Origin of the sequence: Billgrantia antri (genome assembly GCF_017868935.1) — a bacterium.
In the GTDB taxonomy this organism is placed as follows: Bacteria; Pseudomonadota; Gammaproteobacteria; order Pseudomonadales; family Halomonadaceae; genus Halomonas; species Halomonas antri.
Window position 1 is genome coordinate 4485766 of the sequence record NZ_CP053383.1, and the last position, 15128, is coordinate 4500893.

Consider the following 15128-nt stretch of genomic DNA (forward strand, 5'->3'; position numbering starts at 1 on the left):
GGGAACGCACCATGCTCGATCTGATCAACGACCTGCTCTGGGGCAAGGTACTCATCACCCTGCTCATCGCCGTCGGCATCGGCTTCACGCTCGCTTCACGCTTCGTGCAGTTTCGTCACTTCGGGCGCATGTTCCGTATTCTCGGCGCCGGCCATGCCTTCAAGCGCGACAAGCACGGTCACCTGAGCTCCTTCCAGGCCCTGCTGCTCTCGGTGGCAGGGCGCGTCGGTGGGGGCAACATCGCCGGTGTCGCAGTCGCCATCACCCTGGGCGGCCCGGGTGCGATCTTCTGGATGTGGGTTGTTGGCCTGATGGGCATGGCCACCAGCTATCTGGAGTGCACCCTGGCACAGGCCTACAAGACCGCCCAGCCCGATGGCACCTATCGCGGTGGCCCGGCTTACTACATCGTCCACGGCCTCGGTAAGCGCTGGCACTGGCTGGCAGCGCTCTACTCGGTACTGCTGCTGGTTACCTTCGGCTTCGGCTTCACCGCCCTGCAGTCCTATGCGGTGGCCACCTCATTCAACGATGCCTTCGGCATACCGGTCGTCTACTCCGGCATCGGCATGGCCCTGGTCGTGGGACTCATCGTCTTCGGCGGGATCAAGCGCATTGCCCGGGTGACGGAAGTGCTGGTGCCGGTCATGGCGCTCGGCTACATCCTGATCGCCCTCGTCGTTCTGGGCCTCAATTTCGCCCGCATACCCGAGGCCATCCTGCTGATCGTCAACAGCGCCTTCGGCCTCGAGCAAGCCGTCGGCGGCGGCATCGGCGCGGCCATCATGATGGGGGTCAAGCGCGGTCTGTTCTCCAACGAGGCAGGGCTCGGCAGCGCACCCAACGTCGCCGCCGTAGCCTATGTGCCGCACCCGGCCAACCAGGGCATCGTGCAGGCCTTCTCGGTGTTCATCGACACCCTGATCATCTGCTCGGCCACGGCCTTGATCATTCTGCTCAGCGGCGCCTACGATCCCGCCGCCGGCGTCGATATCGGCGGCGTGGCGCTGACCCAGACGGCCCTGGCCGATCACGTGGGTGAATGGGGGCGTAGCTTCGTCAGCGTGGCGCTGCTGCTGTTCGGCTTCAGCACCATCCTCTACAACTACTATTTGGGCGAGAACAGCCTCAACTTCTTCAGCGAGGGTAACGTCACGCTGTTCAATGCGTTTCGTGTCGCGATCATCCTCCTGTGCACCTGGGGCGCGCTCACCGACCTGGGCACGGTCTTCGCCTTCGCCGACGTGACCATGGGCCTGCTCGCCGTGGCCAACCTGGTGGGCCTGATCATGCTGTTCAAGCCGGGTCTTCGCATCATGCGCGACTACGACGAGCAGCTGCGTGCCGGCATTCCCCACCCGGTCTTCGATGCCGCCCGGTTCAGCGATCTCAATATCGATCCGGCGGCCTGGGACATCGAGCCCGAGGATCGTCAGCGTCTCGAACAGGAGCGGGCGGCCTCGCTCGCCACCAACTGAGGCTCAACGACCCGCTACCGCTATCGGCCCGGTCGCGCCTGTCGTCGCCGGGCCGGTTCGCTGGAGGGTACTCTTTGGGTAAAGCCGACTATGCAGCAGTGGTTAGAGGAGATCGCCGCGAGCGCCCGCCAGCGACTTGGCGAGGGGCGTGTCGCCGATTACATACCGGCGTTGGCGCAGCGCGATCCCGACCGGTTCGGTATCGCCGTCTGCACGACCAGCGGCGAAACCTATGCCGCGGGGGATGCCCGCGAGCCGTTCTCGATCCAGAGCATCGCCAAGGTTCTGTTGCTGACGCTGGCCCTGCGCACCCATGGCGAGGCGCTGTGGCAGCGGGTGGGTCTCAATCCGTCGGGCATGCCGTTCAACTCCCTGGCGCAGCTCGAGGCGGAGCGGGGCAAGCCGCGCAATCCGTTCATCAATGCCGGCGCCATCGCGGTGACGGATCGCCTGGTCAGTGCCTTCGCCACGCCGGACAAGCATCTGCAGGACATCGCCCGGCGGCTGTCGAACAATGCCACGATCCTGATCGACGACGCGGTGCTGGCTTCGGAGTGGCAGCACCGCTCGCGCAACGCTGCCATGGCCTACCTGATGAAGGCGTTCGGCAACATCGACAATGACGTCGACGAAGTGCTGCGCTGCTACTTCTCCAGCTGCGCGCTGGCCATGAGCTGCGTGGACTTGGCTACCGCGCTGAACTTCCTGGCGGCCGACGGCGAGGTCCGCCCCATGGGGGAGCGCTTCGTCTCACCGGGTCTGGCCCGGCGGATCAACGCGATCATGACCACCTGCGGCATGTACGACGCGGCCGGCGACTTCGCCTACCGTGTCGGACTGCCGGCCAAGAGCGGCGTCGGCGGCGGCATCGTCGCAGTCGTGCCGGGCAGGATGACGGTCTGCGCCTGGTCGCCGGCGCTCGACGAGAGCGGCAACTCCGTTGCCGCCCAACACGCTCTGGAGCTGTTCGCCGGGGAACTCGACGCACACCTGCTGACGACTTAGGCGTCTGGCCGCTTCGCCCGCCACAGCCCATGACGCGCCCACTGCCGGGCGGGTATACTGTTTCGCTCGAATGCGCAGCCATGGCGCTCGCCCCCTTTCGCCTCGCGCGAACGGGGGCATTTGCGATCCGGAGCCCGATATGTCCCAAGGTACGCTTTTCATCGTTTCCGCGCCCTCCGGCGCCGGCAAGACCACCCTGGTGCGCGAGCTGATCGAGAGCCTCGACGGCATCCAGGTCTCGGTGTCGCATACTACCCGGCCCCGCCGCCGCGGCGAGGTCGACGGAGTCAACTACCACTTCGTCGAGACCGCCGAGTTCGAAGCGATGATCGCGCGCGGCGAGTTCTTCGAGCACGCCCGGGTGTTCGACAACTTCTACGGCACCTCACGGCCGGCGGTGGAGGCGCTGCTCGAAGCCGGCCAGGACGTGATTCTGGAGATCGATTGGCAGGGTGCACGCCAGGTGCGCGAACTGATGGCCGATGCGGTGTCGATCTTCATCCTGCCGCCTTCACGCGACGAACTGGAGCGGCGCCTGGCCAGTCGTGGCACCGACGAGCACGCCACCATCGCCCGGCGCATGCGCGACGCCGTTAGCGAGATGTCGCACTACGATGAATACGACTACCTGGTCATCAACGACGATTTCACCACTGCCCTGCGCGAATTGCAGTCGCTGGTGATCAGCCGCCGCCTGAGCCTGGCCCGGGTGCAGGAAAGCCACGGCGCGCTACTGGCGGCGCTGCTGTCCTGATACCGGGCGCAGGCGCTTGTCAGAGCCGCCAGGCGTCGAGTAATCTAGTCTGTCCTGTTCCATTTCGGTACTCCGGCCATGTCCGGGGGCCTCACAGTTTCGGGAAGTACCCAATATGGCGCGTGTCACCGTCGAAGATTGTCTGGAAAACGTCGAAAACCGCTTCAAGCTGGTGATGATCTCCACCCAGCGTGCGCGTCAGCTGTCGCGCGGCTCCCGCGATGCCCAGTTGCCCTGGGAGAACGACAAACCCACCGTGATGGCGCTGCGCGAGATCGCCGCCGGCCTGGTGGATCACAGCGTACTGGACGAGCCGATCGAGGCCCCGGTCCGGATTCGCCGCGAAGGCGAGCCGGGCATGGCCATCGAGGAGTAAGGCTGTCACTCAAGGCGCGCTAATGTTCACCATCGACGACCTGGCCGACAGACTCGGCGGCTACCTTCCCTCCGACGAGATCCAGCAGGTCAAGCGCGCCTTCTACTACGCCGAGCAGGCCCATGACGGCCAGCGCCGGCGCTCCGGCGAACCCTACGTCACCCATCCGCTGGCGGTGGCCAACATCCTCGCCAACATGCACATGGACCATCAGAGCCTGATGTCGGCCATGCTGCACGACGTCATCGAGGACACCGGAGTTTCCAAGGAGGCGCTCGCCGAGCAGTTCGGCAAGCCGGTGGCGGAACTGGTCGATGGCGTCTCGAAGCTGACCCAGATCACCTTCGAGGACAAGGCGGTCGCCCAGGCCGAGAACTTCCAGAAGATGGTGCTGGCGATGTCCAAGGACATCCGCGTCATCATCGTCAAGCTCGCCGACCGCCTGCACAACATGCGCACCCTGGGCGCGCTGCGCCCCGAGAAGAAGCGCCGCATCGCCCGCGAGACGCTGGAGATCTACGCCCGCATCGCCAGCCGGCTGGGCATCAATACCATTCGCGTCGAGCTCGAGGACCTCTCGTTCCAGGCCCTGCATCCGATGCGGGCCGAACGCATCAAGCGCGCCGTCTCCAGCGCCCGCGGCCATCGCCGCTCGGCAATTCGCCAGATCCAGACCGCCCTGCAGAAGAGTCTCGACGACGAGGGCCTGCCCGGCACCGTGGTGGGCCGCCAGAAGCACCTGCTGTCGATCTACAAGAAGATGCGCGACCAGCGCAAGCCGTTCGCCGAGATCATGGACGTGTTCGGCTTTCGCATCATCACCGAGGACGTCGACAGCTGCTACCGTATCCTCGGCGTGGTGCACAACCTCTACAAGCCGGTGCCGGGACGCTTCAAGGATTACATCGCCATCCCCAAGGCCAACGGCTACCAGAGCCTGCATACCACCCTGTTCGGCAGCGGCGGCATGCCCATCGAGGTACAGATCCGTACCCGCGAGATGGAGGCCATGGCCAACAACGGCATCGCCGCCCACTGGCTCTACAAGGCCGGCCAGACCGACCATCCCATCGCCGAGGGCAGCCACGCCCGGGCGCGGGAGTGGGTCAAGGGCCTGCTCGAGATGCAGCGCCACGCCGGCGACTCGCTGGAGTTCATCGAGCACGTCAAGAACGACCTGTTCCCCGACGATATCTACGTGTTCACGCCGCGCGGCGACATCATGGAGCTGCCCCAGGGCGCCACCGTGATCGACTTCGCCTACGCCGTGCATACCGATATCGGCAACAGCTGCATCGCCTGTCGTATCGACCGCCACCTGGCACCGCTCTCGACTCGCCTGGAGAGCGGCCAGACCTTGGAAATCATCACCGCCCCGGGGGCACGCCCCAACCTGGCCTGGCTCAACTTCGTGGTCACCGCCAAAGCGCGTTCGGCGATCCGTCACGCCCTCAAGCACCAGCAGCAGACCGAGGCGGTGCAGCTCGGCCGGCGTCTGCTCAACAAGGCGCTGGCCGACTTCGAGACCAGCCTGGAAGAGCTCCCCGAGCGCGTCCTGCCGGAGCTGTTGGAGGAGCTCTCGCTGAAGAACGACGAAAGCCTGCTGGAATCGATCGGCCTCGGGTCTCGGGTAGCCCACGTGGTGGCGCGGCGTCTGGTCGACCTGCTGCATGGCGACATGACGGCTAGCGGCGGTCGTTCGCCCGCTTCCCAGGGGCCGATCGTGATCAGCGGCGCCGAGGGCATGGTGATCAAGTTCGCCCGCTGCTGCCATCCGCTGCCCGGCGACCCGGTGGTGGGGCATCTGTCGGTGGGCAAGGGCATCGTGGTGCACCGCACCGAATGCCGCAATCTCGACGAACTCAAGAGCGACCCCGACAAGCTGTTCGCCCTGGAGTGGTCCGACGAGATCAGTGAGGACTTCCCGGTGGCCCTGCGCATCGAGATCGAGAGCCGCCGCGGGCTAGTGGCCGAGCTCGCCAGCCTGGTCACCGATGCCGACGCCAACATCGAGCGTATCGGCATCGAGGAGCGCGACGCCCGCCTCTCCATCGTGCACCTGACCCTGGCAGTGCGCGACCGTGTGCATCTGGCGCGCATCATCAAGCGCATCCGTAACCTGTCCCACGTCGGCAAGATCACTCGCGTCGGCAACTGAATCCGTTTCAGCCCGTTCACCGCCGAAGGCGGAGAACGGGCTTTTCATTGACCTTGCACGACAACGCAACCACACAAGGAGAGCGTCATGAGCAACAAGGCCGTCATCAACACCGAGAAGGCCCCCGCCGCCATCGGTCCCTACTCCCAGGCCATCAAGGCCGGCAACACTGTCTACCTTTCCGGCCAGATTCCCCTCGACCCGACCACCATGGAGCTCGTCTCCGACGACTTCGAAGCCCAGGCCCGCCAGGTCTTCACCAACCTCAAGGCCGTATGCGAGGAGGCGGCCGGCTCGCTGGGCGAGATCGTCAAGCTCAACCTCTACCTGGTGGACCTGGACAACTTCGCGGTGGTCAACAAGGTCATGGAGGAGTTTTTCGCCACACCCTACCCGGCCCGCGCTGCAGTAGGCGTCAAGGCACTGCCCAAGGGAGCGCAGTTCGAGGCCGAAGCGGTGATGGTGATAGGAGACTGAGAAAAGAGTGCGCCTCTTTCTCGCGCTGGTGCCACCACCCGAGCTGCGAGGGCGGCTCGGCGAGCTGGCGGAGATCGCCCACGCCCGCTGCGGCGGCCGGCGCATGCCCGACGAGAGCCTGCACCTGACGCTGGCCTTCCTCGGCGAGGTGGCGGAAGCGCAGGCAAGCGAGCTGGCCGAGTGGGTTCAGGGCATGACCATCGAGCCGGGCGAGTGGCGCCTCGATCGCTGGGGCGGTTTCCGGCGCCCCGGCATCGTCTGGGTCGGTGGTCGCGAGCGCAGCCCGACCCTGGCGCACCTTCAGTGGCGGCTCTGGGGGAGCTTGGAGTCGCTGGATCTCGGCACGCGCCCCACACGATTCATTCCACACGTCACCCTTCTGAGACGGGCCAGCGTCGTTGATCTGGAACACTTCCCGTCCATCGACCTGCTGTGGTCCTATAATCAGTTGGAGCTGATCCAGTCTAGCGTCGACGAGCGGGGTGCCCGCTATCGAACCATGGCCACGTCGCAGGGTTGAGCTCCAAGGATGGGAGCGCACCAAAGATCAGAGATAAAAACATTGGTGCGCAAGAAAAAGGAGAACCAACATGAATCGCAATTCGTCTCTCGCTGCCAGCCTCGGCGTCGCCCTCGCCATGGCGGCCAGCTCGGCCTGTCTGGCCGATCTCTACGTGGCAGGCGGTATCACCAGTGAATCGGCCGCCGCCGCCCGCATCGAGCTCGACACCCTGATCGGCCTCGAACGTCTGCATCCGCAGCTCGACCTGCGGTTGGCCACCGGCCTGCTGCTTCTCGAGGGGGACGAGAGCGACGAGAATGCCGCCTGGCTGCTCACCCCGATGCTGCGCTACACCTTCGCCGGGCAGCGAAACGTCTACCTCGAGGGCGGTATCGGGGCCGCCGTGTTTCTCGATGCGCGAATAGGCTCGCGCGACCTCTCCACCGCCTTCCAGTTCCAGGATCGCCTGGCCCTCGGCGGGTCGCTGGGACCGGGCGAGCTCTCGCTGAGCGTCGCGCACTACTCCAATGGCGGTATCAAGGACCCCAATGAGGGCATCGAGGTAGTGTCGCTGGGCTATCGGCTGCCGCTCTAGGCGCAAGCCGGCAACCCAGCGATGCGATGGCTCGGCATCTCGAGCCAGCCTGGCAATGCTGGCCGACATTCCGCATTGCCTGCCGTGTCACGCCTGGATCAAACCGGCTCGGCGAGGAAGCCACCCTCCTGCATGACATGGGCGTATCCCTCGCGGTAGCTGGGATAACGGAAGACGTAGCCCGTCGCGCGCAAGCGGGCATTGTCGCAGCGCTTGCTCGAGCGCTTGCGCAGCGGCGCCTGGATCACCTCGGTGGGCTCCACCTTGAGCTGGCCGGCCAGCCACGCCATGACCTCATGAAGCGGCTCTGCGGCGCAGTCACTGGCCAGATAGAGATCGTCGAGCGGCTTACCCGCCACGTCGAGGCCGATCAGGTGCGCCAGCACGCCGGCACAGTCGTCGCGATGAATGCGGTTGGAGTACATGGGCGGGGTCTTCGGTGCGATGCGACCTTCCTGCACCTGGCGGATCAGGCGATCCCGGCCCGGGCCGTAGATACCGGAGAAGCGCACCGTGGTGCCAGCCAGCGGGCTCTCCAGCAGGGCCTGCTCGGCCTCGCGCATCACCGTTCCGGAGAAACCGGCGGCTTCCGCGGGGCTCTCTTCGTCGACGCGCTCTCCCTCCTTCTGCGCATAGACGCTGGTGGAGGAGACGAAGAACAGGCGTTTGGGCAATGTCTCACGCCCCTCGTAGGTCCGCAGCACCGCCTTGAGACCGTCGCAATAGGCTGCCCGATAGGCCGCCTCGTCGAAGCGATCGGCGCTGAGGATATAGACCACGTAATCCACATCGGGCAGCGCGGCCAGCGCCGCTTCGTCGTTCAGGTCCAGCGGCAGCGGCTCGATGCCGCTCCCCTCGAGCGCCTGAGCGCTTCGGCGGGCACCGATCACGTGGTGGCCGGCCCCCAGCAGTTCCCTGCCGAGCACCATTCCGATGTCGCCACAGCCCAGAATCAGTGTCGTTTTCTTCACCTTTCTCTCGCCCCCTGATAAAAAGTCCCTATTGAAAGTCATCTATCGTCCGAGAGGATGCCCCAAGGGCACCAGACATGACTCTAACAGAACTTCGGTACATCGTAACCTTGGCGCAGGAGCGCCACTTCGGCAGAGCGGCCGAGCGCTGCTTCGTCTCCCAGCCCACGCTGTCGGTGGCGGTCAAGAAGCTCGAGGAAGAGCTCGGCGTGGCGCTGTTCGAGCGCTCCAAGTCTACCGTGCAGGTGACCCCGCTGGGCGAAAAGATCGTCGAGCAGGCCCAGCGCGTGCTGGAGCAGAGCAGCGTGATCAAGGAGCTGGCCAACGCCGGCAAGGATCAGCTGGCGAGCCCCCTGCGCATTGGCGCGATCTACACCATCGGGCCCTACCTGTTCCCGCACCTGATCCCCGCCCTCACGCGTAGCGCTCCGCAGATGCCGCTCTACATCGAGGAGGGCTTTACCGCCAATCTCAGGCGCAAGCTGCGCAGCGGCGAACTCGATGCCATCATCATCGCACTGCCGTTCACCGAGACCGACGTGGTCACCAAGCCGCTCTACGAGGAGCAGTTCGAGGTACTGATGCCGGCCGACCATGCCTGGGCCCGGCGCGAGTTCATCGACAAGGAGGACCTGCTCAAGGAGCGCCTGCTGCTGCTGGGCGAGGGCCACTGCTTCCGCGACCAGATTCTCGAAGCCTGTCCCGCCATCAGCCAGCAACTCAACAGCCCCAGCAACACCCTGACGGCCGAGGGCGGCTCGCTCGAGACGATCCGCCACATGGTCGCCTCGAAACTGGGCATCACCGTACTGCCGCAGTCGGCCATCGGCACCGGCCACTACGAAAGCGGACTGCTCGCCAGCCGGCCGTTCAAGCCACCGGCACCGTCGCGTACCGTGGCGATCGCCTGGCGCGCCAGCTTTCCGCGCCCCAAGGCGATCGACGCGGTGACCGATGCCATCCAGCGGTGTCACGAGGCGTTGCCCGAAACGGCATGAGCGACCTCGACGCGCCGGTCACCTCCCTGAAGGGCGTCGGGGAAGCGGTTGCGCTGAAGCTGGCGAGGCTGCGCGTGGAGAGCGTGGCGGACCTGCTCTTCCATCTTCCGCTGCGCTACCAGGACCGCACCCGGATCACGCCGGTCGGCACCCTGCGCGCCGGTCATGAAGCGGTAGTGGAAGGTGAAGTCTCGGCCAGCGACGTGGTCAAGGGGCGCCGGCGCAGCCTGCTGGTCCGGCTGCGCGACGGATCGGGCATCCTCAGCCTGCGCTTCTTCCATTTCTCCCCGGCACAGCAACAGCAGTTCCGCCCCGGTATCCGGGTGCGCTGCTTCGGCGAGGCCCGCGCCGGCGCCACCGGGCTCGAGATCTACCACCCCGAGTATCGCCTGCTGAGCAGCGATGCAGCGCCGGTCGAGGACCACCTGACGCCGATCTATCCCACCACCGAGGGGCTCAATCAGGCGCGCCTGCGGGCGTTGATCGAACAGGCGCTGGCCCGCCTCGACGAGGCTCCCGAAGCACTGCCCGACTGGATCGGCGCGGAACTTCGCTCCCGCTTCGACCTGCCCGAGCTGCATGGCTGCCTTCACGTCCTTCACCAGCCGCCCCCCGATGCCGACCCCGAACGTCTGGCCAGCGGCAAGCACCCGGCCACGCGGCGCCTGGCGCTGGAAGAGCTGCTGGCGCATCGTCTGAGCCTGCAGCAGGTGCGCCTGAAAATTCAGCAGGACGGCGCCCCGGCGCTGCCCAGCGGGCGCGGCCTCCAGGCGCGTTTTCTGACTCAGCTGCCGTTCTCGCTGACCGCCGCCCAGCGCCGCGTGCTCGACGAGATCGGTGCCGACCTGGCCCGCGAGGTGCCGATGCTGCGCCTGGTGCAGGGCGACGTCGGCTCGGGCAAGACGGTGGTGGCCGCGATGGCGGCGCTGTCGGCCATCGCCGGCGACTGCCAGACGGCGATGATGGCGCCCACCGAGATTCTCGCCGAGCAGCACTATCGCACGCTCAAGGCGTGGTTCGCGCCGCTCGGCATCGAGGTGGCCTGGCTGGCCGGCAAGCTCAAGGGCAAGGCACGGCTCGACACCAAGGCCGCCATTCTCGACGGCCGCGCGCGGATGGTGGTGGGCACTCACGCGTTGTTTCAGGGCGACGTACACTTCCAGCGCCTGGGGCTCGCCATCGTCGACGAGCAGCACCGCTTCGGCGTGCATCAACGTCTGGCGCTGCGCGAGAAGGGCGAGGCCGGCGGGCTCACGCCGCACCAGCTGGTGATGACCGCCACGCCGATTCCGCGCACCCTGGCAATGAGCGCCTATGCCGATCTGGATGTCTCGATCATCGACGAGCTGCCGCCCGGGCGCACCCCGGTGAAGACGGTGGTGGTACCCGACGAGCGCCGCCCCGAAGTGGTCGCACGCATCCGTCACGCCTGCGCCGAGGGCCGCCAGGCCTATTGGGTCTGCACCCTGATCGAGGAGTCCGATGCGCTGCAGTGCCAGGCCGCCGAGGCAACCCGCGACGAACTCACCGAGGCCTTGCCGGAGCTGGCCATCGGCCTGGTGCATGGGCGCATGAAGGCTGCCGAGAAGGCCGCCGTGATGGATGCCTTCAAGGCCGGCGAGCTGGACCTGCTGGTGGCCACCACGGTGATCGAGGTGGGCGTCGACGTGCCCAATGCCAGCCTGATGATCATCGAGAACCCCGAGCGGCTGGGACTTTCCCAACTGCACCAGTTGCGTGGCCGGGTCGGCCGCGGCACCAGCGAGAGCTTCTGCGTGCTGCTCTACCACGGGCCGCTGTCGGCCCATTCCCGCGAGCGCCTGGCGGTGATGCGCGAGACCACCGACGGCTTCCGCATCGCCGAGAAGGACCTGGAATTGCGCGGTCCCGGCGAAGTGCTCGGAACGCGCCAGACGGGGCTCGCGCAGATGAAGATCGCCGACCTGGAGCGCGACGCCGACCTGCTCGAGCGCGTCGCACCGTTGGCCGAAGCCTTGCTCACCCGTCATCCGCGAGCCAGCCAGCCGCTGATCCGCCGCTGGCTGGGCGAGGAAGCCGGGCGCTACGGGCAGGTGTAGCGGCGGCTAGCCCGCCCTCACTGCGCTCGGGGCGTCGTCGCGGTCGTCCTGTACCGCGATCAGGCGCTCGGCGGCATCGGTCAGCGGTCCGAGCTGCTGGGCGATCAGCAGCAATTGTGTCTGCATCGGCCGATAGTCCTCCGCTTCCCATGCGGGGGGCTTGTCCTCGAGCCGTGCCAACAATGCCTCCCGCGCCTCCTCGAGCCCAGCAGCACTCGTGCGCCGAGCCAAGTGCTCCGCCAGCATCGCCAAATAGCCGGCGATGCGCCGCCCCTCAGGGAGCAACCGGGCATCGTCCGCCTTCTCGCCGAGTCGTTGCCGGTGCGCTCCCAGCGCGGACAGGTAGCTCAGCAGGGTGTGCGACAGCACCAGGAAGCGAAAGCCGTCATTGGCGACACGCTTGCGGTAGGGCTCGGGCTCCTTCAGCACGTTGGCCAGCAGGGTCGACAGTGCCGCATCGGCGTTGTGCGCGTTGCGCCGTGCCAGGCGGTAGGCGAGGTCGTCCTGCTTGCCGCTGGCGTACTGGTGCAGGATCTCCTCGAGATAATGCCGGCTGGCCTCGAGTGCGTTGGCTGCCTCACGATGCAGGCGCCGCCCCTGCCAGTCGGGCAGGATCAAGAAGACCGCCGCCCCGGCGATCAGCGCACCGATCAGGGTATCGAAGAGCCGCGGCCAGATCAGGTCGAAGCCATCCCCTACCTGGTTGAAGCTGCACAGCACCAGCAGGGTGATGGCGGCGGTGGCAGCGACGTAGTGCCTCTCGCGGGTGGCAAAGAAGGTCACGCCGGCAACTACCGCGATAAGCGTCTGCAGCAAGGCCGAGGGGAACAGGGTGATCGACGCCCAGCCGGCCACCAGGCCCAGCACGGTACCGGCGATGCGCTGGGTCAGAAAGCGCCGGGTGGCGGCAAAGTTGGGGCGGCACACGAACAGCGTGGTCAGCAGGATCCAGAACCCTTGGGTGGGGTGGATCAGTTGCAGAAGGCCATAGCCCGACAGCAGCGCGATGGGCAGGCGAATGGCGTGGCGGAAGGTGGGCGACGCCACCGTCAGGTTGAGCCGAACACGTTCCCAGGCATCCTTCACGCTGCCGGGCGAACGATCGAACAGGCTGGTATCTCCCGGGCTTTCGGCGCTGTCTGGATTGTCGGCCGAGGCCAGTTGCCCTTCGAGGGTGGCCAGATTGTCGGCCAGGGCCGCGAGCGGATGCATCAGCTCGCGCCAGGCCGGATTGCGCATCGCCCGCAGGTGGTCGATCGAGGCACGCAGGTCGGCGAGTGCCTGTTCGCTCTGGTCGTGCTCGAAGGGACGGTTGAGCAGCAGCGCCTTGCCCAGCCGCTTGCATGCCTGTCCCTGCTGGTCGAGCAGGCGCTGGCAGCGAAACAGCACGTCGTGATGGAAAAACGCCTCGGTCAGCCGGGCATAGGGATAATGCGTGGAGCTGGCCCGCTCATGAATCTCCTGGGCGATGAAGTAGATCCTTAGATAGCGGTTGAGCTTGCCCTCGCCACGCTGCCCCTCGAGCCGGCGGAAGATCATCTCCTTGGCCTGGTTAAGCGCCGTCACCACCCGGCCGTTCTGCCGGGCCAGCGCCAGACGCCGCGCCTCGATGTCGACACCACGCAGCGGTTCGAACAACGTCGCCTTCAAGATCAGGTAGTTGCCCAGCTCACGATAGAGCTGGGCCATGCTCTGCTTGACCGGCTGACGCGAGAAGAGCGCACACCAGATCACCGAAATTGCACCGTACCAGGCCGCCCCCGCGAGGATCAGCAACGTCTGCCCCCAGTCGTCCGCCTGCGGCGCGCCACCATGGTGCTCGATTGTGATCATGGTGTAGATCGACAGGATCAGCGTGCCCGAGGCGATGGTGGCGTAGCGCTGCCCGATGGCGCCCAGCATGATCAGCGCGAAGGTGGCCACGCCCAGCCCCAGGGCGAACAGCCACGGCCAGGGGAACAGCCAGCGCACCACGAGCGAGGCGGCAGCGAAACAAAGCAGCGTGACCGCGAGTGCCTGCAGACGACCCTGCCAGCTGTCGTCGGTTTCGGACAGCGCGCTGGCGATGATGCCCAGGAACAGCGGGATCACCAGGCTGATGTCGGCCAGCGCCCAGCTCAACAGCAGCGCGCCGCTCAGGGCCAGGAACACGCGCAGGCTGTAGGCGAATTTGTCCAGCGTCCACAGACGCCGCAGCGACAGGGAGAACGAAGTCGGCATGAGGCTCGGCTTAGTGGCGGGAGACTATGATCATTCTACGCGACACACGACTTTCGTATAAGTCCAACGCATTTGCCGCCGCCAGGCACCTCGCGCTGGCCTGGTACGCCGGGCATCGCAGCAGGTGTGCAAAAAAACAGAACACAGGCCGCCTACCATTGGAACGCACTCCTTTCGATACTCGAGGTGTCCCATACCACGACAAGGACAACTCCATGGACATGAAACTGCTACTCGACTGGCGTCTGCACCTGACGGTGGTGCTGGCGTCGCTGCTGGCCGAAGCGATCGGCATCCTGCGCATTCCTCTCGGCCCCGGCACGCTGTTGCTGCTGCCGCTATTCTACGCCTTCATCATTGGCGTACTGCTCAACCCACACCTGTTCTCCGGCATGCAGCGGATCATTCCCAAGCGCGTCAGCAACGCTGCCGGCCCGCTGATCATGATCTCGATCCTGCCATTCATCGCCAAGTTCGGCTCCACCATCGGCCCGGCCATCGAACAGATCATCGCCGCCGGCCCCGCCCTGATCCTGCAGGAACTCGGCAACCTCGGCACCATGCTGCTGGCGCTGCCCTTCGCCGTGCTGGTGCTGCGCATGGGACGCGAGGCCATCGGCGCCACCTATTCCATCGCCCGCGAGCCCAACATCGCCATCATCTCCGACAAGTACGGCCTGAGAAGCCCCGAGGGGATCGGCATCATGGGGGTCTACGTGGTGGGTACCATGTTCGGCACCCTCTACTTCGCGCTGATGGCCGGCTACCTGGCCTCGCTTAACGTTCTCGACATCCGTGCGCTGGCCATGGCCTGCGGTGTGGGCAGCGGCAGCATGGTGGCGGCCTGCTCCGGTGCCCTGGCCGAAGCCGCGCCTCATCTGCGTGACGAGCTGCTGGCCTTCTCCGGTGCCAGCAACCTGCTGACCTACGCCACCGGCCTCTACGTTTCCCTGTTCATCGCCCTGCCTGCGGCCGAATGGCTCTACAAGCGTCTGGGCGGCAACCCCCTGCAGGAGGTTCGCCATGAAAGCTGATACCACTTCCGCACTGAACGCCGAGACCCTCGCGGAGCTGCGCCCCGAGCAGCAGCTCGGCAAGACCGCCCTGTTGCTGGCAGCGGTTTGCGTGGCGGCCTGGTTCTCGAACATGATCAACGGCGCCCCACTGATCCAGGCGCTACCGGGCATGGTGCTGCTCTACGCCATGGTCATGCTCGGCCTGGTCATCGGCCGCCTCGTCCCGTTCTACCTGCCCAGCGTGGCCTGGGTCTCGCTGGTCAGCATCGCCATGACACTGCCCTCATTTCCTGGCAGCGCCTGGGTCGTCGAGCAGCTTTCCCATGTCAACTTCCTCGCCGTGGTGACGCCGGTACTGGCCTATGCCGGCCTGGCGCTGACCGGCCGCGAGTTCACCATGTTCCGCCAGACCGGCTGGAAGCTGGTGATCGTCTCGCTGCTGGTGTTCACCGGCACCTTCGTCGCCTCGGCCTTCATCGCCCACCTGATCCTCTGAGGAG

At 66.1% G+C, this 15128-nt stretch carries 14 protein-coding genes; 12 read left to right on the plus strand and 2 right to left on the minus strand.

Features of this window, described 5'->3' with window-relative positions; genetic code table 11:
- Positions 1-11: 11 nt before the first annotated feature.
- From HNO53_RS21030 to HNO53_RS21065, 8 genes are all read left to right on the plus strand, one after another.
- Positions 12-1478 (plus strand): alanine/glycine:cation symporter family protein, encoded by a 1467-nt coding sequence (locus HNO53_RS21030; protein ID WP_209474969.1) that lies wholly within the window; start codon positions 12-14, stop codon positions 1476-1478.
- A gap of 90 nt (positions 1479-1568) precedes the next feature.
- On the plus strand, positions 1569-2483 hold the full coding sequence (gene glsB / locus HNO53_RS21035) for a glutaminase B (protein ID WP_209474971.1): 915 nt from the start codon (positions 1569-1571) through the stop codon (positions 2481-2483).
- Between the two features lie 139 nt (positions 2484-2622).
- On the plus strand, positions 2623-3237 hold the full coding sequence (gene gmk / locus HNO53_RS21040; RefSeq protein ID WP_209474973.1) for a guanylate kinase: 615 nt from the start codon (positions 2623-2625) through the stop codon (positions 3235-3237).
- A 115-nt stretch (positions 3238-3352) separates the two neighbouring features.
- Positions 3353-3613: a DNA-directed RNA polymerase subunit omega gene (gene rpoZ / locus HNO53_RS21045; protein WP_159555517.1), complete on the plus strand. Its 261-nt coding sequence runs from the start codon at positions 3353-3355 to the stop codon at positions 3611-3613.
- A gap of 22 nt (positions 3614-3635) precedes the next feature.
- Positions 3636-5771 (plus strand): RelA/SpoT family protein, encoded by a 2136-nt coding sequence (locus tag HNO53_RS21050; RefSeq protein ID WP_209474975.1) that lies wholly within the window; start codon positions 3636-3638, stop codon positions 5769-5771.
- An 87-nt stretch (positions 5772-5858) separates the two neighbouring features.
- A complete protein-coding gene (locus HNO53_RS21055; RefSeq protein WP_209474977.1) occupies positions 5859-6248 on the plus strand; it encodes a RidA family protein in 390 nt (129 codons plus the stop codon).
- 7 nt (positions 6249-6255) lie between these two features.
- A complete protein-coding gene (thpR, locus tag HNO53_RS21060) occupies positions 6256-6768 on the plus strand; it encodes an RNA 2',3'-cyclic phosphodiesterase (RefSeq protein WP_209474978.1) in 513 nt (170 codons plus the stop codon).
- Positions 6769-6838: 70 nt separating this feature from the next.
- Positions 6839-7345 (plus strand): acyloxyacyl hydrolase, encoded by a 507-nt coding sequence (locus HNO53_RS21065; RefSeq protein WP_209474980.1) that lies wholly within the window; start codon positions 6839-6841, stop codon positions 7343-7345.
- 98 nt (positions 7346-7443) lie between these two features.
- Here the strand turns inward: HNO53_RS21065 and HNO53_RS21070 are convergent, their stop codons facing one another.
- Positions 7444-8316: an NAD(P)H-binding protein gene (locus HNO53_RS21070; protein WP_209474981.1), complete on the minus strand. Its 873-nt coding sequence runs from the start codon at positions 8314-8316 to the stop codon at positions 7444-7446.
- 77 nt (positions 8317-8393) lie between these two features.
- Between HNO53_RS21070 and HNO53_RS21075 the strand changes: the two genes are divergently transcribed.
- Both HNO53_RS21075 and recG read left to right on the plus strand, forming a co-directional pair.
- Positions 8394-9314 (plus strand): hydrogen peroxide-inducible genes activator, encoded by a 921-nt coding sequence (locus HNO53_RS21075; protein ID WP_209474983.1) that lies wholly within the window; start codon positions 8394-8396, stop codon positions 9312-9314.
- Positions 9311-11392 (plus strand): ATP-dependent DNA helicase RecG, encoded by a 2082-nt coding sequence (gene recG / locus HNO53_RS21080; RefSeq protein WP_209474985.1) that lies wholly within the window; start codon positions 9311-9313, stop codon positions 11390-11392. Before HNO53_RS21075 ends, recG begins: the two co-directional genes overlap by 4 nt.
- 6 nt (positions 11393-11398) lie before the next feature.
- Here the strand turns inward: recG and yccS are convergent, their stop codons facing one another.
- Positions 11399-13612: a YccS family putative transporter gene (gene yccS / locus HNO53_RS21085; RefSeq protein ID WP_209474987.1), complete on the minus strand. Its 2214-nt coding sequence runs from the start codon at positions 13610-13612 to the stop codon at positions 11399-11401.
- A 215-nt stretch (positions 13613-13827) separates the two neighbouring features.
- On the opposite strand from yccS, the gene HNO53_RS21090 reads away from it, so the two are divergent.
- Together HNO53_RS21090 and HNO53_RS21095 are read left to right on the plus strand one after the other, a co-directional pair.
- Entirely contained in the window at positions 13828-14646 is an 819-nt protein-coding gene (locus tag HNO53_RS21090) for a DUF3100 domain-containing protein (protein ID WP_209474989.1), read from the plus strand.
- The gene (locus HNO53_RS21095) at positions 14636-15124 is read left to right on the plus strand and encodes a hypothetical protein (protein ID WP_209474991.1); all 489 of its coding nucleotides are present in this window, start codon (positions 14636-14638) and stop codon (positions 15122-15124) included. Before HNO53_RS21090 ends, HNO53_RS21095 begins: the two co-directional genes overlap by 11 nt.
- The last annotated feature ends 4 nt before the right edge of the window (positions 15125-15128 follow it).

Bases quoted from the DNA above. Each gene is read 5' to 3' on its own strand.
- HNO53_RS21030 (WP_209474969.1), top strand. From the start codon at position 12: ATGCTCGATCTGATCAACGACCTGCTCTGGGGCAAGGTACTCATCACC.
- glsB (WP_209474971.1), top strand. From the start codon at position 1,569: ATGCAGCAGTGGTTAGAGGAGATCGCCGCGAGCGCCCGCCAGCGACTT.
- gmk (WP_209474973.1), top strand. From the start codon at position 2,623: ATGTCCCAAGGTACGCTTTTCATCGTTTCCGCGCCCTCCGGCGCCGGC.
- rpoZ (WP_159555517.1), top strand. From the start codon at position 3,353: ATGGCGCGTGTCACCGTCGAAGATTGTCTGGAAAACGTCGAAAACCGC.
- HNO53_RS21050 (WP_209474975.1), top strand. From the start codon at position 3,636: ATGTTCACCATCGACGACCTGGCCGACAGACTCGGCGGCTACCTTCCC.
- HNO53_RS21055 (WP_209474977.1), top strand. From the start codon at position 5,859: ATGAGCAACAAGGCCGTCATCAACACCGAGAAGGCCCCCGCCGCCATC.
- HNO53_RS21065 (WP_209474980.1), top strand. From the start codon at position 6,839: ATGAATCGCAATTCGTCTCTCGCTGCCAGCCTCGGCGTCGCCCTCGCC.
- HNO53_RS21075 (WP_209474983.1), top strand. From the start codon at position 8,394: ATGACTCTAACAGAACTTCGGTACATCGTAACCTTGGCGCAGGAGCGC.
- recG (WP_209474985.1), top strand. From the start codon at position 9,311: ATGAGCGACCTCGACGCGCCGGTCACCTCCCTGAAGGGCGTCGGGGAA.
- yccS (WP_209474987.1), bottom strand. From the start codon at position 13,612: ATGCCGACTTCGTTCTCCCTGTCGCTGCGGCGTCTGTGGACGCTGGAC.
- HNO53_RS21090 (WP_209474989.1), top strand. From the start codon at position 13,828: ATGGACATGAAACTGCTACTCGACTGGCGTCTGCACCTGACGGTGGTG.
- HNO53_RS21095 (WP_209474991.1), top strand. From the start codon at position 14,636: ATGAAAGCTGATACCACTTCCGCACTGAACGCCGAGACCCTCGCGGAG.